General features: G+C 43.4%; 19 protein-coding genes. 9 read left to right on the forward strand and 10 right to left on the reverse strand.

Annotated elements, in window-relative coordinates; all coding sequences use genetic code 11:
* The first annotated feature begins 32 nt into the window (after nucleotides 1–32).
* The 4 genes from fusA to ACEYW6_RS08220 all read left to right on the forward strand — a co-directional run bounded on the left by fusA (nucleotide 33) and on the right by ACEYW6_RS08220 (nucleotide 4,697).
* Nucleotides 33–2,111, forward strand: a complete 2,079-nt coding sequence (gene fusA / locus ACEYW6_RS08205) for an elongation factor G (protein WP_190892866.1) — start codon at nucleotides 33–35, stop codon at nucleotides 2,109–2,111.
* Nucleotides 2,112–2,134: 23 nt separating this feature from the next.
* Complete coding sequence (tuf, locus tag ACEYW6_RS08210; RefSeq protein WP_196510854.1) at nucleotides 2,135–3,364, forward strand: elongation factor Tu; 1,230 nt, start codon at nucleotides 2,135–2,137, stop codon at nucleotides 3,362–3,364.
* A gap of 184 nt (nucleotides 3,365–3,548) precedes the next feature.
* Nucleotides 3,549–3,866, forward strand: a complete 318-nt coding sequence (gene rpsJ / locus ACEYW6_RS08215; RefSeq protein WP_008232935.1) for a 30S ribosomal protein S10 — start codon at nucleotides 3,549–3,551, stop codon at nucleotides 3,864–3,866.
* 183 nt (nucleotides 3,867–4,049) lie between these two features.
* A complete protein-coding gene (locus ACEYW6_RS08220; RefSeq protein WP_412979318.1) occupies nucleotides 4,050–4,697 on the forward strand; it encodes an LON peptidase substrate-binding domain-containing protein in 648 nt (215 codons plus the stop codon).
* Between the two features lie 99 nt (nucleotides 4,698–4,796).
* On the opposite strand, the gene pheA is transcribed toward ACEYW6_RS08220, so the two are convergent.
* Nucleotides 4,797–5,672, reverse strand: a complete 876-nt coding sequence (pheA, locus tag ACEYW6_RS08225) for a prephenate dehydratase (RefSeq protein ID WP_412979319.1) — start codon at nucleotides 5,670–5,672, stop codon at nucleotides 4,797–4,799.
* Nucleotides 5,673–6,139: 467 nt separating this feature from the next.
* Between pheA and ACEYW6_RS08230 the strand changes: the two genes are divergently transcribed.
* Nucleotides 6,140–6,730 carry a DUF1997 domain-containing protein gene (locus ACEYW6_RS08230; RefSeq protein ID WP_412979320.1) on the forward strand — a complete coding sequence of 197 codons (591 nt, stop codon included), beginning with the start codon at nucleotides 6,140–6,142 and terminating at the stop codon, nucleotides 6,728–6,730.
* An 8-nt stretch (nucleotides 6,731–6,738) separates the two neighbouring features.
* On the opposite strand, the gene ACEYW6_RS08235 is transcribed toward ACEYW6_RS08230, so the two are convergent.
* From ACEYW6_RS08235 to ACEYW6_RS08250, 4 genes are all read right to left on the reverse strand, one after another.
* A complete protein-coding gene (locus ACEYW6_RS08235; RefSeq protein WP_412979321.1) occupies nucleotides 6,739–7,395 on the reverse strand; it encodes a ribonuclease HII in 657 nt (218 codons plus the stop codon).
* Nucleotides 7,396–7,403: 8 nt separating this feature from the next.
* On the reverse strand, nucleotides 7,404–9,527 hold the full coding sequence (locus tag ACEYW6_RS08240; RefSeq protein WP_412979322.1) for an Rne/Rng family ribonuclease: 2,124 nt from the start codon (nucleotides 9,525–9,527) through the stop codon (nucleotides 7,404–7,406).
* 850 nt (nucleotides 9,528–10,377) lie between these two features.
* Nucleotides 10,378–13,080, reverse strand: coding sequence for a TIGR03960 family B12-binding radical SAM protein (locus ACEYW6_RS08245; RefSeq protein ID WP_412979323.1), 2,703 nt, complete (start codon nucleotides 13,078–13,080; stop codon nucleotides 10,378–10,380).
* Nucleotides 13,081–13,228: 148 nt separating this feature from the next.
* Complete coding sequence (locus tag ACEYW6_RS08250; protein ID WP_190892879.1) at nucleotides 13,229–13,558, reverse strand: STAS domain-containing protein; 330 nt, start codon at nucleotides 13,556–13,558, stop codon at nucleotides 13,229–13,231.
* A 465-nt stretch (nucleotides 13,559–14,023) separates the two neighbouring features.
* On the opposite strand from ACEYW6_RS08250, the gene ACEYW6_RS08255 reads away from it, so the two are divergent.
* Nucleotides 14,024–14,227, forward strand: a complete 204-nt coding sequence (locus ACEYW6_RS08255; RefSeq protein ID WP_190892880.1) for a hypothetical protein — start codon at nucleotides 14,024–14,026, stop codon at nucleotides 14,225–14,227.
* Nucleotides 14,228–14,480: 253 nt separating this feature from the next.
* Here the strand turns inward: ACEYW6_RS08255 and ACEYW6_RS08260 are convergent, their stop codons facing one another.
* Nucleotides 14,481–14,840, reverse strand: coding sequence for a hypothetical protein (locus ACEYW6_RS08260; protein ID WP_190893040.1), 360 nt, complete (start codon nucleotides 14,838–14,840; stop codon nucleotides 14,481–14,483).
* Between the two features lie 300 nt (nucleotides 14,841–15,140).
* Here ACEYW6_RS08260 and clpS point away from each other — a divergent pair, with 300 nt between their 5' ends.
* The 3 genes from clpS to ACEYW6_RS08275 all read left to right on the forward strand — a co-directional run bounded on the left by clpS (nucleotide 15,141) and on the right by ACEYW6_RS08275 (nucleotide 17,241).
* Nucleotides 15,141–15,422 (forward strand): ATP-dependent Clp protease adapter ClpS, encoded by a 282-nt coding sequence (gene clpS / locus ACEYW6_RS08265; RefSeq protein ID WP_104907504.1) that lies wholly within the window; start codon nucleotides 15,141–15,143, stop codon nucleotides 15,420–15,422.
* A 71-nt stretch (nucleotides 15,423–15,493) separates the two neighbouring features.
* The gene (locus ACEYW6_RS08270) at nucleotides 15,494–16,327 is read left to right on the forward strand and encodes a CPBP family intramembrane glutamic endopeptidase (RefSeq protein WP_412979324.1); all 834 of its coding nucleotides are present in this window, start codon (nucleotides 15,494–15,496) and stop codon (nucleotides 16,325–16,327) included.
* Complete coding sequence (locus tag ACEYW6_RS08275; protein ID WP_412979325.1) at nucleotides 16,324–17,241, forward strand: pentapeptide repeat-containing protein; 918 nt, start codon at nucleotides 16,324–16,326, stop codon at nucleotides 17,239–17,241. Before ACEYW6_RS08270 ends, ACEYW6_RS08275 begins: the two co-directional genes overlap by 4 nt.
* Nucleotides 17,242–17,292: 51 nt before the next feature.
* Here ACEYW6_RS08275 and ACEYW6_RS08280 read toward each other — a convergent pair whose 3' ends face one another.
* The 4 genes from ACEYW6_RS08280 to ACEYW6_RS08295 all read right to left on the reverse strand — a co-directional run bounded on the left by ACEYW6_RS08280 (nucleotide 17,293) and on the right by ACEYW6_RS08295 (nucleotide 21,312).
* Complete coding sequence (locus ACEYW6_RS08280; RefSeq protein WP_190933721.1) at nucleotides 17,293–17,526, reverse strand: hypothetical protein; 234 nt, start codon at nucleotides 17,524–17,526, stop codon at nucleotides 17,293–17,295.
* Between the two features lie 70 nt (nucleotides 17,527–17,596).
* Nucleotides 17,597–18,235: a pentapeptide repeat-containing protein gene (locus ACEYW6_RS08285; protein ID WP_412979326.1), complete on the reverse strand. Its 639-nt coding sequence runs from the start codon at nucleotides 18,233–18,235 to the stop codon at nucleotides 17,597–17,599.
* Nucleotides 18,232–19,629, reverse strand: a complete 1,398-nt coding sequence (locus tag ACEYW6_RS08290) for a DICT sensory domain-containing protein (protein WP_412979327.1) — start codon at nucleotides 19,627–19,629, stop codon at nucleotides 18,232–18,234. The genes ACEYW6_RS08285 and ACEYW6_RS08290 overlap by 4 nt, the downstream gene beginning before the upstream one ends.
* Nucleotides 19,630–19,722: 93 nt before the next feature.
* The gene (locus ACEYW6_RS08295; protein WP_412979328.1) at nucleotides 19,723–21,312 is read right to left on the reverse strand and encodes a photosystem II high light acclimation radical SAM protein; all 1,590 of its coding nucleotides are present in this window, start codon (nucleotides 21,310–21,312) and stop codon (nucleotides 19,723–19,725) included.
* Nucleotides 21,313–21,793: the final 481 nt, after the last annotated feature.

The following is a 21,793-nucleotide window of genomic DNA, read 5'->3' on the forward strand; positions in this document are numbered from 1 at the left end:
ATATCATGAGGCAAAAACTATAGGAGGTAGCTGTGGCACGCACGATCCCGCTAGAGAAAGTACGCAACATTGGTATTGCGGCGCATATAGATGCGGGCAAAACAACAACAACAGAGAGAATATTATTTTACTCTGGGATAATTCATAAAATTGGCGAAGTTCATGAAGGAACTGCCGTCACAGACTGGATGGAGCAGGAGCGGGAGCGGGGAATCACCATTACTGCCGCTGCTATCAGTACCAGTTGGAAAGATCATCAAATTAACATTATCGATACTCCGGGTCACGTAGACTTCACAATTGAAGTTGAGCGTTCCATGCGCGTGTTGGATGGTGTAATCGCAGTCTTTTGTTCTGTGGGTGGCGTGCAACCGCAGTCTGAGACAGTGTGGCGTCAAGCAGAACGCTACAAAGTTCCTCGGATAGCCTTCATAAACAAGATGGATCGCACCGGAGCGAACTTTTATAAAGTTCACGACCAAATCCGCGATCGCCTGCGGGCGAATGCGATCGCCATTCAACTGCCAATTGGTAGTGAAAATGACTTCCGAGGTATCGTTGACCTAGTACGGCAACGTGCGTATATTTACGCCAATGACCAAGGAACCGATATCCAGGAAACCGATATTCCGGAAGAATTGCAAGCGCAGGTAGACGAATTCCGAACCAAGCTAATAGAAGCCGCAGCAGAAACCGATGATGCTCTGATGACTAAGTACTTCGAGGGCGAAGAACTTACAGAACAGGAAGTTAGGACTGCCCTGCGTAAAGGCACAATTGCGGGGACGATTGTACCAGTACTTTGCGGTTCAGCATTTAAAAACAAAGGCGTGCAGTTGATGCTGGATGCCGTTGTAGATTACCTGCCAGCGCCAAGTGAAGTACCGCCAATTCAAGGCTTACTGCCGAATGGCGATACTGTTGAGCGGCGGGCTGATGACAACGAACCCCTAGCAGCTCTGGCATTCAAAATTATGGCTGACCCTTACGGTCGCCTCACATTTGTTCGCGTTTATTCTGGTGTCCTGAAAAAGGGCAGCTACGTTCTCAACGCTAGTAAGAATAAAAAAGAACGGATTTCCCGCTTAGTTCTCATGAAGGCAGATGATCGACAAGACGTCGATGAACTGCGAGCGGGTGATTTAGGAGCAGCTCTGGGATTGAAAGACACCTTGACAGGTGACACCCTCTGTGATGATGGATCGCCAGTAATTCTGGAATCCCTATTCATTCCTGAGCCTGTGATCTCGGTAGCGGTTGAACCCAAAACCAAGAACGACATGGACAAGCTGTCCAAGGCTCTGCAATCTCTCTCAGAAGAAGACCCCACCTTCCGTGTCCGCGTCGATCCGGAAACAAACCAAACCGTGATCGCGGGGATGGGAGAGCTACACCTAGAAATTCTAGTAGACCGGATGTTACGAGAATTCAAGGTGGAAGCGAATGTAGGTGCGCCGCAAGTAGCTTACCGAGAAACAATTCGGAAAGCTGTGAACAAAGTTGAGGGCAAATTCATTCGCCAAAGTGGTGGTAAAGGCCAATACGGTCACGTTGTGATCAATTTGGAGCCAGGAGACCCTGGTACTGGCTTTGAATTCGTCTCCAAAATTGCTGGTGGTTCAGTACCTAAAGAGTACGTTGGTCCCGCAGAACAAGGAATGAAAGAAAGCTGCGAATCCGGTGTTCTAGCTGGATATCCGTTGATTGACGTCAAAGCGACGCTAATTGATGGGTCATACCACGATGTAGACTCTTCGGAAATGGCTTTTAAAATCGCTGGCTCAATGGCGATGAAAGAGGCTGTGCTGAAAGCTTCACCCGTCCTCTTAGAGCCTATGATGAAAGTTGAGGTTGAAGTTCCTGAAGACTATATCGGGAACGTCATTGGCGACCTCATCGCCCGCCGAGGGCAGATTGAAAGCCAAAGCACCGAACAGGGACTCGCTAAGGTCGCATCCAAAGTTCCATTAGCGACCATGTTTGGCTACGCCACTGATATCCGGTCGAAGACCCAAGGTCGGGGTATCTTCACGATGGAGTTCAGCCACTACGAAGAGGTGCCTCGCAGCGTAGCTGAAACTATCATTGCAAAAAGCAAAGGGAACGCTTAGTTAAAATAAGGAAATGAGCATTCATGGCACGCGCAAAGTTTGAAAGAAATAAACCCCACATCAATATCGGTACTATTGGCCACGTTGACCACGGTAAAACCACGTTAACAGCAGCCATCACTATGACCTTGGCAGCTATGGGTCAAGCTATAGCTAAGGGCTACGATCAAATCGATAACGCGCCAGAAGAAAAGGCACGGGGTATTACCATCAATACCGCTCACGTTGAGTATGAAACCGAAAATCGGCACTATGCTCACGTAGACTGTCCTGGACACGCTGACTATGTGAAGAACATGATCACTGGCGCTGCTCAGATGGATGGTGGCATCCTCGTAGTTGCTGCTACTGATGGTCCTATGCCCCAAACCCGCGAACATATCCTGTTGGCAAAACAGGTGGGCGTTCCCAGTCTGGTTGTATTCTTGAATAAAGAAGACTTGATGGATGACCCAGAACTCTTGGAACTAGTGGAACTAGAACTTAGAGAACTGCTTTCCAGCTACGATTTCCCTGGTGATGATATCCCCATCATCAAAGGATCTGGTCTGCAAGCTCTTGAAGCAATGACCAAGAATCCCAAGACCCAACGCGGTGAAAATCCTTGGGTAGATAAAATCTATGAATTGATGGACGCTGTGGATTCTTTCATCCCCACCCCTGAGCGGGATGTTGATAAGCCCTTCCTAATGGCTGTAGAAGACGTGTTCTCAATCACAGGTCGTGGTACTGTCGCCACCGGCCGGATTGAACGGGGTGTTGTCAAAGTTGGCGATAACGTTGAACTAGTGGGTATCAGAGATACTCGCGCCACTACCGTAACTGGTATTGAAATGTTCAAGAAGAGTCTTGACCAAGGTATGGCTGGAGATAATGCTGGCGTACTACTCCGGGGTATCCAGAAGGCTGATATTGAACGAGGTATGGTAATCGCCAAACCAGGTTCAATTAAACCTCACATGGAATTTGAAGGTGAAGTATACGTTCTAACAGAAAAAGAAGGTGGTCGTAAGACTCCATTTTTTGCTGGCTACCGTCCCCAGTTCTATGTGCGGACAACTGATGTAACTGGTACTATCAAAGCCTATACCTCCGATGAAGGCAAAGAAGTAGAAATGGTCATGCCAGGCGATCGCATCAAGATGACAGTAGAATTGATCAACGCGATCGCTATTGAACAAGGAATGCGCTTCGCTATTCGCGAAGGTGGTCGCACCATCGGTGCTGGTGTCGTCTCCAAAATTATCAAGTAGCACCTTTTTGCTCATAACGAAGGAGCAGAGATGGTATTTGTTGTGCCTCTCTGCTCCTTTCTCTTCCCTCTATAAATAAGGTAATAAGGTTACAGGGGACAGGTAATAGTTTTCTGTAACCTATAACTTGTAACCTTAAACCAGTAAATACTCCCCTAATTACGCAGAACCTGGAAAATTAAAGATGGCAACTCTACAGCAGCAGAAGATCAGAATTCGCTTACAAGCCTTTGACCGACGCTTGTTAGATACATCTTGCGAGAAGATTGTAGACACAGCTAACCGCACCAACGCTACAGCCATAGGCCCAATTCCTTTACCAACAAAACGCCGGATCTATTGTGTGCTGCGATCGCCTCACGTAGATAAAGACTCACGAGAACACTTTGAAACCCGTACTCATCGCCGAATTATTGACATTTACCAGCCCTCTTCTAAGACTATTGATGCTCTGATGAAATTGGATCTACCATCGGGTGTAGATATCGAAGTCAAACTTTAAGTAGTCATTAGTCATTAGCAAATGACAAAAAACAAATGATATTAGTATGAATTTTTACATGGCCCTGAAGAAATATATCTCAGGGCTTTTATTTAGCTAGGAAACAAATGATAGAATGTAGACAAAGTACGGGAAAAGCAGAGAAAAAGAAATTTTAAAGATTAAGTTTATACCAAGGTAACAATGACATCATCTTCTAAAATTGCAGTTCGCGAACTACCTCTGTTCCCGTTACCCGAAGTAGTTCTATTTCCTACTAGACCATTACCCCTGCACATCTTTGAATTTCGCTACCGAATCATGATGAACACGATTTTGGAGAGCGATCGCAGGTTCGGTGTTTTGATGTTAGATCCCGTTAAAGGTACAATTGCAAACACTGGTTGCTGTGCCGAAATCATTCATCACCAGCGATTGCCAGATGATCGGATCAAAATGTTGACTTTAGGGCAGCAAAGATTTCGTGTATTAGAGTATGTTCGTGAAAAGCCATACCGCGTTGGCTTAGTAGAGTGGATTGAAGACCAACCACCGACTAAAGATTTGCGACCTTTGTCTTCTGAGGTAGAACAACTACTGCGAGATGTTGTGCGTCTATCAGCTAAATTAACCGAACAAAATATCGAACTGCCAGAAGATTTGCCTGACCTCCCAACAGAGCTATCTTATTGGGTAGCCAGTAACCTTTATGGTGTGGCAGCAGAGCAGCAGTTATTGTTAGAAATGCAAGATACTGCAACTCGTCTAGAGCGGGAAGCAGAAATTTTAACTTCTACTCGAAATCACTTGGCAGCTCGCGCTGTTCTTAAAGACACGTTTAATGAAAAGTGATCAGTGAGGAGTTAGGAGTTAGGAAGAAATAACAAAAAATAAAAGATTGACAACTTATAATTTATAGTCCCTAACTGATAACTGATAACTCCTAACTTCTCAAGTAACAGCGCTGATTGGCAAAACATTGTAAGCGCCAAGAATTTTTAAAATTTCTGTGTGGATAGTTAATTCTGCTAAAGCAGATTGCATTTGTGCTTCCTTAGCATCAGCTTCTAAATCCATAAAAAACAAGTATTCGCCTAGCGATCGCTTTGTCGGACGAGATTCAATCCGGCTAAGGTTGATTCCTAACTGAGCAAATATTTGCAAAGGTTTTACCAATGCTCCTGGTGTATTGGTAGGCATACTAAAAGCTAGCGATGTGTGGCTGGCAGACGCTTTTAATGTCTGGTATCCAGCGTCTGCTTCACCCTGACTTACTACCCAAAAACGAGTAAAGTTTTCTGGATAGTCGTTGATGCCACTGGCAAGTATCGGCAGGTTGTATAGTTGAGCCGCTCTACTAGAAGCGATCGCTGCTGTTGTTGTCTCTTGCTCCAATCGCTGTAGTGCTTCAGTTGTAGAATTACTCGGAATAATCTGTACAGTCGGGAGAAACCGCTCTAACCATCCCTGACATTGTGCCAAAGCTTGCGGGTGAGAGTAAACAGTTTTAATTCTATCTAAGCTAGACGCACAGGAAATTAACATATGGGCAATGGGTAATACCAAAGCCAACTGAATTCGCAAACTGTCTAACTGCCAGAGTGTATCCAGTGTTGTAGTCACACTCCCTTCAATAGAATTTTCCACTGGCACAACAGCTAACTGAGCTTGACCATCAGCAACGGCGTGAAGTGATTGAGAAATGCTGGGATAGGGGCATAATATAGCTTCAATTCCCGTATTTTTGCTTAACCAGTTAATATAAAAATAAGTTGCTTGTTCTGCGTAAGTGCCAGGAGGCCCTAAATGTGCGATCGATAAAGTCATACCTTTAGCCTTGAGTTGCGAGTTTAATCGTTAAACAGAGATTATGATATTTTGGTCTTGGCAAATATATCCAAATCTACTCTTACTAGATACTGTTATCTCTAAAATTTACGCACTAAACGAATAGACCGAAATATGTATCCAGGAAAACAAATTATGAAAAACAGCACTTCTACCAGATAGATTTCCTGGTAGTTTTGTTGCTAAATTCTTCTGAAGATTTAAGAGCCATTATATTGGTTTCCGACCATAAATATATGCATATTATCATTTTTATGTCAAGAGCTAAATCATTATCTATATTTCTTGAACTAAAGATAGTAATGAGCGTACCAACTTTTTCCTAATCATGTATAGCTGATAAGCAACAATCATTTTTATAGTCAATAAATTTTGTACTTTTCTAATAATCAGAACTAAGTTGTTAAAAAATATTAAAATTAAGAAACAGATATTTTTATCCGCTCATGGCTACCCGGTTTACTGCCTCCCAATCGGTTGAAATCGCTGTTCCAGAGCAGCCTATTCCCATTCAGCACTACTTACGTCAGCCTCAACGTCTAGTTAAGGCGTTGGTTGACAATAGCCGGATTCAGCAACTTTCTGAGGAAGTATTTCGCTTGAAAATGCGTCCGCTAACTTTTATGTCACTGAGTATTCAACCTACCGTAGACATGAGAGTTTGGGCAGAATCCAATGGAATAATTTATTTGCGATCGCTAGGCTGTGAAATCTTGGGTTTCGAGTATATTAACCAGCGCTTTACTCTCAATTTAAAAGGGCATTTGTCTCCCAAAGAGTTAAGCACTGGCACTCACCTCCGAGGAAAGGCTGATTTAGAAGTGTTGGTGGATTTGCCACCACCATTTTCCTTCACTCCTAAGCCGATTTTAGAAGCTACTGGCAATGCTTTGCTCAAAAGCGTGCTGTTGTCGGTCAAGCAACGATTATTAAATCAACTTTTGGCGGATTATCGCTACTGGGTGATATCACAAACCAAAGATAATAGAAGACTTGACGGTGACAGTACTGAATTACCAATCCTGAGTGCTGAGTAATTTTGTAATCACTCAACACTCAGTAATTTGATTTGGCAAGGACGAAAAGACAGACGATGTAGGGGCGAGGGCCCGTATTGTTGCAAAGCCAGCAAATGCCGCTGGCTACCATAACCCTTGTTACGCTCCAGGTTGTACATAGGGTATTTTAATGCTAGACGCATTACCAGATCGTCACGCCAGACCTTAGCAACAATACTAGCAGAGGCAATAACCAGCGATCGCTCGTCCCCCTTAACTATTGTTTGTTGTGGCAGTAGCAAGTCTTTGATTGACTGATTGCCATCAACCAAGCAGATTGCGGGCTGTACTTTTAACTTCAGCACAGCCCGCTTCATAGCTAACAGTGTCGCTTGCAAAATATTTATCTTGTCAATTTCGGCAGTAGAAGCAAACCCAATTTTCCAGTCTATAGCCAGTCCACAAATTTGCTGTGCTAGCTGAGTTCTACGAAAACTAGACAACTTTTTACTGTCTTTAATTTTAGCTGCCATCAGTATTGGCAAAGCATGATTTGGTAGGATCACTGCCGCCGCTACCACAGGGCCAAATAGAGCACCTCGCCCTACTTCATCCACACCTGCAACCAATCCTGGAATCTCTGACAAGGTAGAAAACTCCAGCCAATTGGATTGTTCCAAGGGTGTTGGCGACGTTTCTACCATAAAGCAAATTAATTATCCTCGATCGCTGAGGAACGACGGCGGCGACGGCGGCTGGCAGTGGCGGCACTGTTTGCATCACTTTCGTCTGCGATCGCGTTTACCGCGGAAGGTGTCGTAGACAAGTGTCCCGAAGGGTTTGCAGTCAACTCCGCTGGTTCAGTTGTCTCTTCTATCAAAGATTTTTGTTCTGGCTCAATAACTTTTGGTATTGGTAACTTGGTTGTAATTACTTCAGGTGTTACTTTTTGGGCAATACTTGATTCTGAGGTTGATTCAGTTGGGTTCGTTGGTAGCTGACCAGGCTGAATCACGTTAATAATCACAGACTTGGTATTTTTAACCTCTTGCTCTAACTTCACCAATGGAGAGATTCCCATCAAGGCAAACATGTCCTGTTCTTGGAGGCTCATTTCTACAGTTCTAATCTCCGGCGGTTCTACCACTGGTTTGACTGGCTCTGCCTTAGTAATTTTAGTGCGCTCTACAGTGCGCTCTACTCTTTCACTCCAACCTGGTTTACCAAGGGTGGGTGAGGGAATCTCTGGTGCAACTCCTAGTTCTGGTTCCACATCAAGGTCTAGGTCTGGCTCGTTGACAAAAGCCAGTGGATTGGGAACAATCCGAGCTTCATCTTTCCCATTTAACCCATTGATGCCAATTCGACTGCGGCGAGTGCGGGTACGACGCTTATTATCATTAAGTTCTTGATAACTAGGATGATTGATCAGATTTAGGTTACTCAATTCCGAGTCGCCGTCAAATGCTTCCCCAAACCCATCATAGGTTTCTCGTGGTTCCGGGACGCGGGCAGATGGCTGACGTGGTTCTCGGTGAGGTAGGGATACAAAACGTTCACGCTCTGGTGTTTCTGCCGGTATTGGTAATCGGTTTTCGATTTCTCCAGGCAGACGCACAGTATGTCCTAAACCGCCACAGGTGGGACAAGTTTCACCAAACAATTCGTAAATGTTTTGACCCTGACGTTTGCGGGTCAGTTCTACTAAACCCAGTTCGGTTAGTTGGGCAATCTGGGGGCGAGCTTTGTCTGCTTTGAGTGCTTTATTAAAGTGTTCGAGAACTTGCAGTTGGTCACGTCGTGATTCCATATCAATGAAATCAACGACGATTACCCCGGCGATATTCCGCAGACGCAACTGGCGGGCAATTTCTGTTGCAGCTTCGCAGTTTGTCCACAAAACTGTTTCTCTAGCTGTTGCCGATCGCGTGAAGGAACCTGAGTTAACATCGATTACGGTTAATGCCTCTGTCGGCTCAATGATGATGTAGCCTCCAGAAGGTAGGTCTACTCTCGGCTTGAGGGCTTCTCTAATGGCGGCACTGATGCGGAAGTACTCTAAAATTGGAGAGCGATCGCGGTGATGGTCAATTAACAATCCCTGCGGTGTTTGACCTCCGCTCCAATTCTGCAAGTACTGCTTCACGCGCTTCAAACCAGTACTGGAATCCACGACAATCCGATTTACATCCGCGCCGTACATATCCCGCAATACTCGCTGAATGAAGTCATCGTCTCGGTTGAGTAGTGCTGGAGCACGGGTGGAATGCGCTTCCTGTTGAATGGCCTCCCATTGCTTTTGCAGCAACTCCAAGTCTTCCATAATCGCTTCTTCAGGTTTGCCTTCTGCTTCTGTACGCACAAGCAAACCCATTCCCGCCGGTTTGACCAAAATCGCTAGTGCCCGTAAGCGGTTGCGCTCACTTTCACTTTTAATCCGTCGAGATAAATTTACACCTCTACCATAGGGCATTAGTACTACGTAGCGTCCGGGTAAGGTGATATTACCCGTAAGCCGGGGTCCTTTTGTCCCCGTTGGCTCTTTCATTACTTGCACCAAAACTTTCTGCTGTGGTGCAAGTAGTTCTGTAATTGCCGCTGCGGTACGCTTTAGCTTTAATGGCCCTAAGTCGGTAACGTGAATAAAACCGTTGCGCTCTGGGTCGCCAATATTGACAAAAGCTGCATCTATCCCAGGCAATACGTTTTCTACTACTCCTAAGTAGATATCACCTATTTGATGATGACCCGTAGCAACAACTAGTTCCTGTATTTGATCTTCAGAAAAGACAGCAGCAATTTGGTGCTGCTCCGCGATGATAATTTGTTTTGGCATTCAATTTCCTCAAAAATTGGCAGCACCAATAGGTCTGGAGGTTTGTTATACCTTTGTTGCCCCTGCAACCCTCAAAAGGCGCTACTGATGATAAAAATCGCAAACCTGATGTTCTAAGTTAAATAGCTATTGGCGCTCTTAAGAGCGTTTTTACGGCGGATTATTCCAGAACGGCTGCATGTTTAAGCAATTAAATCAACCACGGATGGTTGATTTTTGATGCAATACTCTCAATAAAGAGAGTTCTGAGTTGAAAGTTCTGAATCCTGAGTGAGTTTTTAACTCAGGAAGCTTCATTTGAGAGTAATCTACTGAAGTCGTTAAGAAAAAGAAACTATTTCTATTTTCCATTCCATGGATTTATCCTTAGGGTTATATTCAGCAATACCAGCTGCTACCCTACCTTAAGTCACGCTTTGCGCGTCTGTGAACGTTTGCAAATCGGCCTAACCGACGGCATTTGTTTACCCTACGGGAACGCCAAGGGCGAACAACTCTAGAAGAGTAACTCACTAGCTCTTGGGCACTACTGTGGATTAGACATTCAGCAGTTGTTTAAAAAGCATGAATTTGGAGAAGCTAACCGAGCCTGCTGTTAGTTACTGATTCACAAGGTAGCTATAGAGAGAGTGTGCGTTCTTTAATCTGCCTCAGTTTGTCTGGGATAAAATCCTAGAATTTGCACTCTAATATCTTTGCTTTCGCCCCCTGAACACCAGGGTAGTGAACCAGCTAATTCAATGCAGCGCCAGAAAATTTCTCTTCACCCCATTCTAACGCAACCTTGCTAAAAATCAATTCCGACGATATGCCATGTTAGGACAACTACTAGCAAGTTGCCCTACAGGGATTATACCCCTAAAATTAGCCGATTGCGGTGGATGCGCAGGAGTTGAAATTCTCCACTAGCCACTGTTGCTAGCATAAATAGGATTTGTTCAGGACGCAATAGAAAACCATCTTGGCGATAGCTACCTACATAACGGATAACAGATATAGATTCTGCAATGCAATTGTAGTTTTCTACTAATTCCAGTTCAAATAAGCGATCGCGCAGATTTATGAACTGGCTCTTGCCTGACTTTGTTGTATGCTCGTACCATAGCTCGTCTTTTGCTTTGATGGTATCAATCCATTCTTGCCATTGTATAGGTGTTACTTCTTCCAGTGCTGCTACGGTAATTAAATATTCTGCTGTTTCTAGCAGTTGAGTAGCTGCCGGAGTTTTTAAATCTATCTGCTCCACATTATATATAGGTATGTCTGTGGGCATTTCCTGAACTAACTGTTCTCGAAAAGTATCTACTGCCACTGGTGCAGTTAACTCAAAATCCGCAATTTCACCACTACTAGTGGCTCCTAAAGCCAAAGCAGTTGCTACAGAAATCCGCGGCATTGGATGAAATCCACCAGTGAAAGCGATTGGTAAGCTTGCTCGCCGTACAACTCGGTCAAACAGACGGATTAAATCCAGGTGGCTTACCAAAGCCATATTACCCTGTTTTCCAAACCAAACTCGCAGTCGTTGTGCCTTAGTTGTGTTGGGGACAAATTCGCCAGCGAACTTCGGGATAGCAGGTGATTCAATCACAATGTTATGGCCAAAGTCGGTTCCACATACGCCACAGTGAGAACAACCTTCAAAAGAGCAGTCGGGTACAATTGCAGCTTCTAAGGCGCGTTGCAAGTCTTCTTTGAGCCAGTTTTTGTCAATCCCGGTATCAATATGATCCCAAGGGAGGGGAGTATCGAGGGAGTGGGGAGTTGGGAGTGGAGAGTTAGGAGTTAGGAGTTGGGTATTTTCCGTATCTCCCGATCTCTTCTGATCTTGTGCGTGAAACAAATTCCATTCGCCATTTTCTACTTGGCGGTATTTCCAATCTAGATCGGCTTGGGCGATCGCAGACCCCCAAGCGCTAAAAGCTTGATCTAAATTTTCATACCAGGAATCCATACCTGCACCCAATTCCCAGGCACGGCGGACTACTTTGCCCAAATTGCGATCGCCTCGTCCCACAAAATCTTCCATTGCCGAAATGCGGACATCGGTAAAATTTACCTTTACTCCCTTTATCCGACGGAATTCTTGCCGTAACAGGTTTTGTTTTCGCTTAAATTCAGTGGTAGAAACTGAGTGCCATTGGAATGGGGTATGGGGCTTGGGCGTAAAGTTAGAAATTGTCAAGTTAAAGTTTAGGGCTTTTCTGCCCTTGCCCCGACATTCTCGCTGTAGCCAGCTTACCGTTTCCGCAATGCCCAAAACGTCAGCATCCGTTTCACCTGGTAAGCCAATCATAAAATACAACTTGATTTTATCCCAGCCTTGCTCCCAAGCGGTTTTCACCCCCCGCAACAATTCTTCATTGGTCAAACCCTTATTCACGATGTCTCGCATCCGCTGAGTTCCGGCTTCTGGAGCAAAAGTCAGTCCACCTTGCCGTGTACCTCCAAGGATATTGGCAATATTATCATCAAATCTGTCTACCCGTTGGCTTGGTAGAGTCAGAGAAATATTTTCATTTTTTAAGCGATTTTTGATTTCCATCCCCACTGCTGGTAGGGACAAATAATCAGAACAACTCAGAGATAGTAGGGAAAACTCATTGTAACCAGTTGCCCGCATCCCCTGTTCAATTGCTTCTACAACCTTATCGGGTTCTACATCCCGTGCTGGCCGAGTCAGCATTCCTGGTTGACAGAAACGACAGCCACGAGTGCAACCACGCCGAATTTCAATCGTCAAGCGGTCATGTACCGTTTCTACGTAGGGAACTAACCCAATGGAATATGCTGGTATAGGAGTTGCAACCCGTCGCAGAATTCGTTTTGGTATGTCAGAGCGACGAGGATGAACTGAGCCATCCTCTGCCATGTCATAAAACTGAGGGACATATACGCCTGGTATCTGTGCCAAATCCAGTAATATCTCTTCCCTACTCAATCCTGCTTGTTTGCCTTCTTCTAATACCAAACCAATTTCTGGCAGCAGTTCCTCTCCATCCCCAAGGGCGATAAAGTCGAAAAAGTCAGCGTAAGGCTCAGGATTCGATGTTGCTGTTTGCCCACCAGCAAAAATCAACGGAAACTGGGACTGGAGATTAGTAATTTCTCCTTTGCCCGCCTGCTGCTCTGCTGCTCTGCTTCTCTGCCTCTCTCGCCACGTCAATGGTATTCCAGCTAAATCCAACATTTCTAGGATATTAGTTGCACCCAGTTCGTAACTGAGGCTAAAGCCTAAAATGTCGAATTCTGTAAGCGATCGCTTTGACTCTACCGCAAACAATGGCGTATTAGTTTCGCGTAGTTTGGCTGCCAGGTCTTTTCCTGGGAGGTAGGCGCGATCGCACAATTGACGCGGTTGGGCATTCAAGATGTTATAGAGGATGATGTGCCCTAAATTAGATGCACCGACTTCATACACTTCTGGGTAAGTTAAAACCCAGCGTATTGCTGTCGTATCCCAGGCTTTATGTACTGCTAAACGCTCATTACCCAGGTAACGCCCTGGTTTTAAAATATCCGATGTTATTAATTTTTCAACTGCAACAGCCACTGTGCTATCTTCTAGCTACCTTAATTACAGCTACTCAAATCAAACCTTAGCATTGAATTCGGTCTTCTAACAAAGTTTATCGTTGCAACTTATAACTCCTTTACATAAAGTCCACTTTTGACCCGAACATTTGTGCTTTTACATAAAGTTATGTTGCAGCTAACTCGGCTTCACTGTTTAATATTTCAAATACGCTATCTAGTTGCGTTAGTTCAAAAATCATTCTAATTGACGGAGCAACAGCGCAAAGTCGGAAACTTCGTCCTAAACTAAGAGCCAGCTTGTGTGTAGATAACAATGCCATCAACCCGGCGCTGTCTAACGATTCTACCGCTGCTAGGTCTACTACCAAGATGGAAATACCATTTTGTGCCAATGCTGTCGTCATATCTCGTTCAAATTCTAAGGCGTTTACAGCATTCAAACAGCCTTGAGGGCGAATAACTGCAATTTTGGGATAGTTAAGCACTGCTTGCATAGTTACATCCTATATCCTATTGAGAATTGTTGAAGCGTCAAGCTAAGGATTATTTGAACATAAACTCTTTTTTGTTGCATCGACCATATGTCTTAGGTCTCTTTGCTGAATCTTTATGGCTTTAGTATCTCTGTTTAAAGATTGTCATAATTCCAGTTTAAAGTGTGTTTATATATACTTTTTTTTTATCCCAGTTCAAAAACAATCAACTATAGACAGCCCTAAAAAAGACAAATTATCAGTAACTATGCTGAGAAAATTTGCTTAGTCTATAACTCAAGCTAATTTAGCCAAGCCTTAACGGTAAGTTAAATCTCACACTTTAGCGTTGCTGATGGCATAGCAAATTTTCTATTTAACTAATTAAAAAGGTGATCTATATCACTAGTAAATTAGTATTTGATCACTTTTTATACTTAGACAACTCTGGGAGAATTAGTATCATATAAAGTTGGATTATTACTTATGAAAACTCAGTACGCTATTCGGAAACTAGTAGAAAAAGCTCTTGACATTAAAAAACTAACTCCTGAGATAGAAAATGAAATCAACTCAGAATTGACAGAACTGGGTTACATTTCTGATGTTGATTACGAAGCTCTGGAATTATTAATGTCAGAGATGGATGCTGGTAGAATTCAGTTAGTTCCTAGCTTGGGATATTTCTAATTGCTTAGGTCTAGAGGTTTATTGCCTATATCAAGTGAATCTGATGGTAAATGAAGCAATAAAACTTTAAAATAGGTAAAACAAGTATTAGTAAAAGCAGGGCTGAATAAAAAGATTGCTTTAACTATCCCTGATGAACGGTTACGAGAAGAGATTGAACGCATGAAAGATGCTGGTATATACTAAAATTAGTGCTGAGTAAAAAAACAACCCAATACTCTAAACGCCTCACTACTGTGCACTCACTCGTTACTCAGCACTCGGTACTATTTTGGTATGCTTGCCACAGTTGGTGAATAAACTGATTAAGTTGCTGCTTGGCGGCTGAGTCAGGTTCAGTTTTTGGTTCTTTTGCTAAAACTTGGCTCAAGAAGGTAATTACTTCTGTGTCTAATGCTGGCCGAAACAAATTGGCAGGCCAAAGCAAGTCAGACACATCTCGCAAATCGGTAATTAGCGGCGATTCCTGAATCAAAGTAACCATTAATAAAGGACGCACCCAGCACAACTGCCGGGAAACTACAAATTGAATGACTTCTGCATACAGATTCCTGTCGCCATGCTCTAAAGACACAATTTGTCCTGGTTGAAGAAAATCTAGGCTAATGTTCATCATTATGCAGTTTGGGCAGGGGCAAGAATTATTTTGTAACTTCCTTATTCTTAAAAATGAAAATGCGCTACGTTTAACGGAAGGTTATGTAACATTAGGTTAGCACTCTCACGGCAACGATGTCTAAGACATATGCCTCACAAGTGGCTACGCAAAACTAATAAAACCAATCCCTGAAAGCAAAGGGTTTTCCTAGCATAGTATCTCAACAGAAATACTATAGAATAGGTAAATAACTGTTAAGCGATCGCTACACAGACACTTTGTAGTAGTGAATCAACAAGAAAAGAGCAAAGAGCCGTGTCAGTTGAAACTATTGAAAAGCCTTCCACAACCCGTAAGCTAGCGCCTCGGTATCGCGTTTTGCTCCATAACGATGACTACAACTCTATGGAGCATGTTGTGCAGTCACTAATAGCCACTGTACCAAGCCTTACCCAACCCCAGGCTGTTAGCATCATGATGGAAGCCCATACTAACGGGCTAGCTTTAGTGATTACTTGCGCTCTGGAACACGCTGAGTTCTATTGCGAAACATTGATAAGTCACGGTTTAAGTAGCACGATTGAACCTGACGAATAGTCATTGGTAATTTGTCATTGGTCATTTGTCGAAATATAGAGTATTGACTAGTGATTGGTGACTTACTTGGTATGAAAAAAAACTTTGTCCGTCTAGCTGAACGCCCTGCCCCTATCAGGCTGGGTTGTTTTATTTTGACTTTATTGCTCCTATGGTTGCCATTAGCTGCACCAATATACTTACTAGTGCATGATTCAAACTTAGAAAGTATATTGACATTGGTATTGTTATATGCAATATTTATTTTTCTCCTGAGACTATGGGGTAAATATGTCTACCAACAGCCCCAAATTCTCCGGCATTATGGCTTAGAATTCACGCGACAAAACGGTGTGGATTTGCTGCGTGGTTTGGCTATGGGGATAATTAATATTCTGATACTTTTTGGGGTAGAAAGTTTATTGGGTTGGTTGGTGTGGCAACAACCGAAAGTTTTTTTGCTGAAAGTTATTTTAGAGGGTTTACTTGTTGGTTTGGGCATCGGATTTGCTGAGGAATTGTTATTCCGAGGCTGGTTGCTAGATGAATTACAACGAGATTACAGTCCGCGTGTCGCACTGTGGACGGATGCAATTGCCTTTGCTACATTGCATTTTATTAAACCCTTGGAGGCAATTATTCATACACTGCCACAATTTCCAGCTTTAGTACTGCTGGGATTAACGCAGGTATGGGGAAAGCGTTGGCGGAGGGGACGCTTGGGTTTACCAATTGGTTTGCATGGTGGTTTAGTTTGGGGCTACTACATTATTAATGTTGGGGAATTAGTTAAATATTCTGGTCAAGTTCCTGATTGGCTAACTGGTGTGAATAATAATCCCCTGCAAGGAGTGATGGGGGTGTTGTTAATGAGTGTACTAGCTTTGTGGATACGAGGGCGAACTGAGCGATCGCGTCATATATGAAAATAAAAATATTAATCGTATCAGCTTTATTACTTACTTTTCTTTCTAGTTGTAAAGATTGTCAGGCTAAAAAAACTTCAAATCCCGCTCATGTGAAGCAGTTGCTAACAACTAAAAAATGTCCCAAGTGTGATTTAGGTGGTGCTGATTTAACAAATACTGATTTAGCTGGAGCAGATTTAAGAGAAGCTGAACTGACAGATGCTAAATTAAAAGGTGCAAATTTACAAGGATCTGATCTACGCCAAGCAGAGATGCGATGGACTGATAAATCTGAAAATGATCATGGAGAATCTGGATTCTCAGAAATCGGTGATATTGATTTTAGTTGTAATGTTGATTATAAAGTTTCGTTAGAGAAAGTTAACTTACAATCAGCTAATTTTTCTGATACTAATCTTTCTGGCTTATTTATTTCTGATAGTAATCTCCGTGCTGCGAATTTAAGTGGCGCTAACTTAAAAAGTGCCTACCTTACAGGTTTAGATTTAACGGGAGCAAATCTAAATCAAGCTAATTTATCTTACGCAAGCTTTGGCAATGTTAACCTTCAGTCGGCAAACTTACAAAATGCTGATTTAAGCCACAGCAAATTAATCGTCGATGTAGACTTAAGAAATGTAGATATGAGTGGTGCTAGATTAAATGTCGCAAAATTGGATGGAAATGATTTAAGAGGTGCAAATCTCCGTGATGTTGACTTTACTCAAAGTAGCGTAGATAGAACAGACTTTCGTCATGCTAAAAATCTCACAACCGAGCAGATTAAATTGGCAGAAAATTGGGAAGAAGCAGTATATGACGAAGAATTTCGCGCCAAATTAGGACTACCTGCTTGCAAAACTAAGTTAGGTAAATATTTGGGATATCCTTTCATTTTTAGTAAAATCAAGAAAGGATGTTTTCAAAATTAATTAGTTGCCTCGTTCCCAGGAGTACATATTTGTCAGCTACAGCACGCAGCATCAAATATCCTCCCGTGGAAAATTAGCCCATTCTTCACTACGGTCTATATCAATTTCCTCTGTGGAAGGTGCGTTTCCTAAATCAGCACATAGTCCCCACAAGGATTGGCGGGGAAAGGTAGAGAGTTTCTCTGTTAACTCACGTTCTATATCAGGAGCAATTTGCTGGATCAAACGTACTTTGTCCACAGATGAAAGCTGCTTTGCTAGTTTGATAACTTCTTGTAGACTCACAAATTTTTACCTGCTTCATCTGCAAAAATTTTAACAATAGCCAAGGATACTGGGCTTTTTGGTGCAATCTTTACGCAAGCGTCTCAACCACAGTACCCACCACACACGCTTTATTCAAATTAACGCCGCTCAAATTTGTACCTTCTAACTCTGCACAAAGTAAATTAGCTCCTGTCAAATTCGCCCCTGCCAAATTCGCCCCCCGCAAATCAGCTTCTTCCAGGTTCGCTTCACTCAACAAAGCACCTTGCAAATCGGCGCGACTCAAATCTGCACCTTTGAGATTTGCCCCAGTCAGGTTTGCACCGCGCAAATCAGCACCGCGCAAATCAACGCCTTGCAAGTTCACATTCATCAAATTGGCACCACTCAAGAAAGCACCCACCAATGACACATCACTGAGTCTTGCTCCCATCAAGTTAGCGCCACGCAAATTGCTACCCCGCAAGTCAGCACCTGTTAAATCTGCTTGCATCAGGTTTGCTCCCATCAGGTTCGCCCGTAAGTCAGTTTCTTGGAGGTTGGCTCCCATCAAATTTGCCCCCTCCAAATGCCCACCTTCGAGTTTTGAAGCGGCGAAATTAGTGCCAATAAGGGTAGCACCAGCAAGATTAATGCGGCTTAAATCTAGTCGGGAGAGTTCCTCGTCTTCTAAATTTGCCCCTGGAAGTTGTTTGAGTTTTCCTAATCTAATGGCTTCAATATTCATGTAAAGTAACTACTAATCTCTTCACTTATCTTGCTGTGGCTATCCCATTGGGAATCGAGTATCCAGATGCCGGCGCTGAATTTGGGTGTCATGATGGGTAAGTCGAGTCCCTGTTGTAAACCCATAACTAATAAAGTTAGGGTATCTACAAGTTTAGGGTCAAAACGGGTAGATTGTTGCTGTCTGCACTCATCTAAAGCTTGAGTAAATATCTGTTCCCGGCTTTGATTTGAAGATTTTCGCTCATTGACTCGCCACTGAAAATCTGCCAATAATGCCAAAATTCTTGACTCTAAGGGAATTTCATCTCCAGCTAAACCTGCTGGTTCCCCTGTGCCATTCCACCACTCGGTTTGGTGAGTGATAATTTGGGCAACTGCTCGCAGTCTTGGCATTGTTCGCAATACTTGCGCCCCCGGTACTAAGGGACAAGTTAAAGGACAACTGGGAGCATCTTCTTGGTAGCGTGTGGATATACCACCTGTGAGAACGCTTTCTGCTTTCTGTAATGGATCTATGCGATGTAACAAAGCCGCTAGCCGCAACCTTTTAATCTGCCATGCGGGAAGATCCAAAAGCTGGGCGATCGCTTCAGCAAGTACTACTACTTCTGCAGCTGCCATTGGATTGTTGACATCTGCTATATCCATCAGCTGCGCCATTCGCAAAAAGGCTTGGATTTCGTTAGAAACCAAGTTGCGATCTAGCGTTTGTTTCTGAAGCGCTGTTGGTATGGATAAATTATCTTGCCCAGTCTGGAGGTAATCTACTACACGGGAGACAACTGCACCTAAATTTTGGGATCTGTCCATTGACGGTACAATTTGCCGTTTATCGGCTGTGAGTTTTTCCGCCAATTCTGGGTTGTATTTTTTGATGTGAGCGATCGCTATTTCTGCTGTATCTTGCACTAACTCTGGCTCAAATGTCCACAAGCCATAAAATTTACGCTCTAAGTCTGATGTCGGTACTCCAGCGCTGCCATAATCAGCCTCTGATAACTCTTGACAAATTACCATCGCCGTGTAATTTGGCGATAAAATAATTAAGTGCCACTCCTGCGCCACTGGATCAACTGGAGCTAATGCCACTAAGTCTACATTGGGTAGCTGGCTGGTAGGATGTTCAGCAAAGCCGGATTCAGAGGCAGCCATAATGGCAATTTGGCGACTGCGCTGGGCTATGTCTGCATATCGTTGAGCTTCTTGTAGATACCATTTACCCTGTTGGAAGGCTGTGATAACTAGGGGTGTACCGTCGTCGGTTAAGATATGGTCTTCAAGAGCATGGCACAGGGCAACCAAGGTATTCTTGTAGTAAACACCGAATCGAATTGGCCTAGTAGTGTGGCGATGGGCTGTTTCTAGCTGTTGTAGAATTGAACCTTCTAACATGGGATTGGGTGAAAATAACCGCAGAGGGTAAATAGGGGGACAGGCGAGAGACAAGGAGATGAAATTTGCTCTTGTCTGATTCTGGGAAGTTTATCAAACAGCTGCTAACTGTTTGTCTTTTCTATCTATTGGGGCAGAAAGTGCTGCTTCTAAGTCGGCACAACCCAGCTTTTCTTCTAAAATTTTCATGACTTCGCGTCCGAAATCGTTAGGGTTTTGTTGCCAAGCTTGCAAGCAGACTTCTCCAAAGAATGAACCAAGAGGTTCGGGATTCCAGAGGAGTTTTTTGGCTGTCCACGGCATCAAGCTCATTGGATCATACCCTGGTTTAAGGATGCCTTCTTTGAATGCGTATTCTTCTAAATGGGTATGGGGTTGCAGCCCAATAAAGAAAATGGCAGGTTCGACTTTATCAGCACCAAAGATCCGTTCTAGTTCCCGGTGGTACGCGATGGTTTGGCGGATGGTTTCGGGACGTTCGTCAATGACGTTAAAGGAGTAATTAACGGAAACTAAATCGTTAAAACCAGCTGCTTTTAAATCGCGGCAGTTTTGCAACACGGTTCGTAAGTTATACCCCATCCGCATTTTCCGCACAAGTTCTTGAGAACCACTGGTAATACCTATTTCAAAATAGTTCATCCCGGTTTTAGCCATCAAGTCACACAACTCTGGTGTCAAATTGTCGGCTCTAATATATGCTGCCCAGTGGATATCTGTCATACCAGAATCGACGATTTTTTGCAATAGTTCTATGGCATCGTCGATAAATTTTCTTGCTGGGATGAATTGGGCATCGGTAAACCAGAAGTTGCGAATGCCGCGATTATACAATTGGCGCATCTCAGCAACTACTTCATCTGCTGGGTTGATGCGTACTTGTTTCCCTTCGACAACAGTGTAGACGCAATAGCAGCAGTTGTGAGGACAACCACGCTTAGTTTGTACACCTATATAAAAGTCTTCTTCTTGCAGGTAAAAGTTAAATTCCGGCCAGATGCTTTCGATATAGTCGTAGTTACAAGCTGTTTTTTCTAGCGGCGTGGGTTGTTCGTGAATTAGCCGTTCCCGTGGTTGAGTTTCTCCCGCAACGTAACAGCGTTCATCTCGAAAATCTCTGCCACTTAAAAGTTTTTCCAGCAGGGTTTCGCCTTCACCTACAGAAATAATTGTCCCTTGAGGTAAGCTTTTGCCCAACTGTTCGTAAAATACACTGACTGCACCACCACCTACAACTACACGGGCATTAGAATTATATTTTTGGGCACGCTTTAAACCGCGTTTGATTAAGCCCTGATTGCGCCATAATTCTACATAGTAAGCGATGAAGATTCGCAAACCGCCCAATCCTCCACGCAGTTTCAATAGAGGATTCTTTGCGTAGTAAAATTCAAAAGCATTTTGTAGTGGGTTACCACCACGCCCGCCAACTGGAGCATAGATTTGAATATCCCGCCAGGAAAATACTAGTAGTGTCGGTTTAAAATCATCGATACAGCGATCCAGAGCAGAACTGTAGTCTAAAGGTGGCACTGTTCCCAAATCAAAAATGCGCTGTTCGATATCAGGAAACTGTTTGTGGACATGATCGCTCAAGTAGACAACCCCAATGGGAAAGATAGGGTTACAAGGAAGGCGAACGTAAAGAATTCGATTTTCCATCATGGGTGTTTTGACTTCCATCTTGCCAATCTTTGGGGAAAGCGAGATAAATTCCAGTTTTAAAGCGTGTTTTTGTTTTGGCTGCTCTTAATTTATGACAATCTTGCTTGACATTGAAGCTCATTATTGATATGTGTGAAACTTTTGCTCACAGATGTAGGAATCAATAAATTGCTTTGCATACCAAACGCAGGGGATCAAGAGAGGGTTTATGAAGACATTTTTCATATAGCTTTACGATAACATCGAGTTCATTCATTAAGCGATGATCCCAGGCTTTTAATCCTGCAATAGATGAAACACAAAAATACACTCCTGAACTAGCTCAAGCTAAGGGGTTCTTCGCCATAGCTACCCTGTAATTATCCGCCTTCAGAAAGTTAAAGATTTTTTGCGGTAAATTAAGAACTTAAAAATGTTCACATAGTGTAAAATTACAGATAAAGCATAAATGTTTACAAGATTTTTACAACCTGGGTATATCTTTAGGTAGAAATAATCT

It is taken from the genome of Nostoc sp. UIC 10607 (assembly GCF_047228265.1).
GTDB classification, from domain to species: domain Bacteria; phylum Cyanobacteriota; class Cyanobacteriia; order Cyanobacteriales; family Nostocaceae; genus Nostoc; species Nostoc foliaceum_A.

Excerpts from the sequence above, each read along its gene's own strand:
- ACEYW6_RS08250 (WP_190892879.1), bottom strand. The coding sequence starts at position 13,558 with ATGCAAGCAGTGCTTAACTATCCCAAAATTGCAGTTATTCGCCCTCAA.
- tuf (WP_196510854.1), top strand. The coding sequence starts at position 2,135 with ATGGCACGCGCAAAGTTTGAAAGAAATAAACCCCACATCAATATCGGT.
- ACEYW6_RS08285 (WP_412979326.1), bottom strand. The coding sequence starts at position 18,235 with ATGAATATTGAAGCCATTAGATTAGGAAAACTCAAACAACTTCCAGGG.
- rpsJ (WP_008232935.1), top strand. The coding sequence starts at position 3,549 with ATGGCAACTCTACAGCAGCAGAAGATCAGAATTCGCTTACAAGCCTTT.
- ACEYW6_RS08275 (WP_412979325.1), top strand. The coding sequence starts at position 16,324 with ATGAAAATAAAAATATTAATCGTATCAGCTTTATTACTTACTTTTCTT.
- ACEYW6_RS08220 (WP_412979318.1), top strand. The coding sequence starts at position 4,050 with ATGACATCATCTTCTAAAATTGCAGTTCGCGAACTACCTCTGTTCCCG.
- ACEYW6_RS08260 (WP_190893040.1), bottom strand. The coding sequence starts at position 14,840 with ATGAACATTAGCCTAGATTTTCTTCAACCAGGACAAATTGTGTCTTTA.
- ACEYW6_RS08290 (WP_412979327.1), bottom strand. The coding sequence starts at position 19,629 with ATGTTAGAAGGTTCAATTCTACAACAGCTAGAAACAGCCCATCGCCAC.
- ACEYW6_RS08235 (WP_412979321.1), bottom strand. The coding sequence starts at position 7,395 with ATGGTAGAAACGTCGCCAACACCCTTGGAACAATCCAATTGGCTGGAG.
- ACEYW6_RS08295 (WP_412979328.1), bottom strand. The coding sequence starts at position 21,312 with ATGGAAGTCAAAACACCCATGATGGAAAATCGAATTCTTTACGTTCGC.
- ACEYW6_RS08240 (WP_412979322.1), bottom strand. The coding sequence starts at position 9,527 with ATGCCAAAACAAATTATCATCGCGGAGCAGCACCAAATTGCTGCTGTC.
- ACEYW6_RS08230 (WP_412979320.1), top strand. The coding sequence starts at position 6,140 with ATGGCTACCCGGTTTACTGCCTCCCAATCGGTTGAAATCGCTGTTCCA.
- pheA (WP_412979319.1), bottom strand. The coding sequence starts at position 5,672 with ATGACTTTATCGATCGCACATTTAGGGCCTCCTGGCACTTACGCAGAA.
- ACEYW6_RS08255 (WP_190892880.1), top strand. The coding sequence starts at position 14,024 with ATGAAAACTCAGTACGCTATTCGGAAACTAGTAGAAAAAGCTCTTGAC.
- ACEYW6_RS08270 (WP_412979324.1), top strand. The coding sequence starts at position 15,494 with ATGAAAAAAAACTTTGTCCGTCTAGCTGAACGCCCTGCCCCTATCAGG.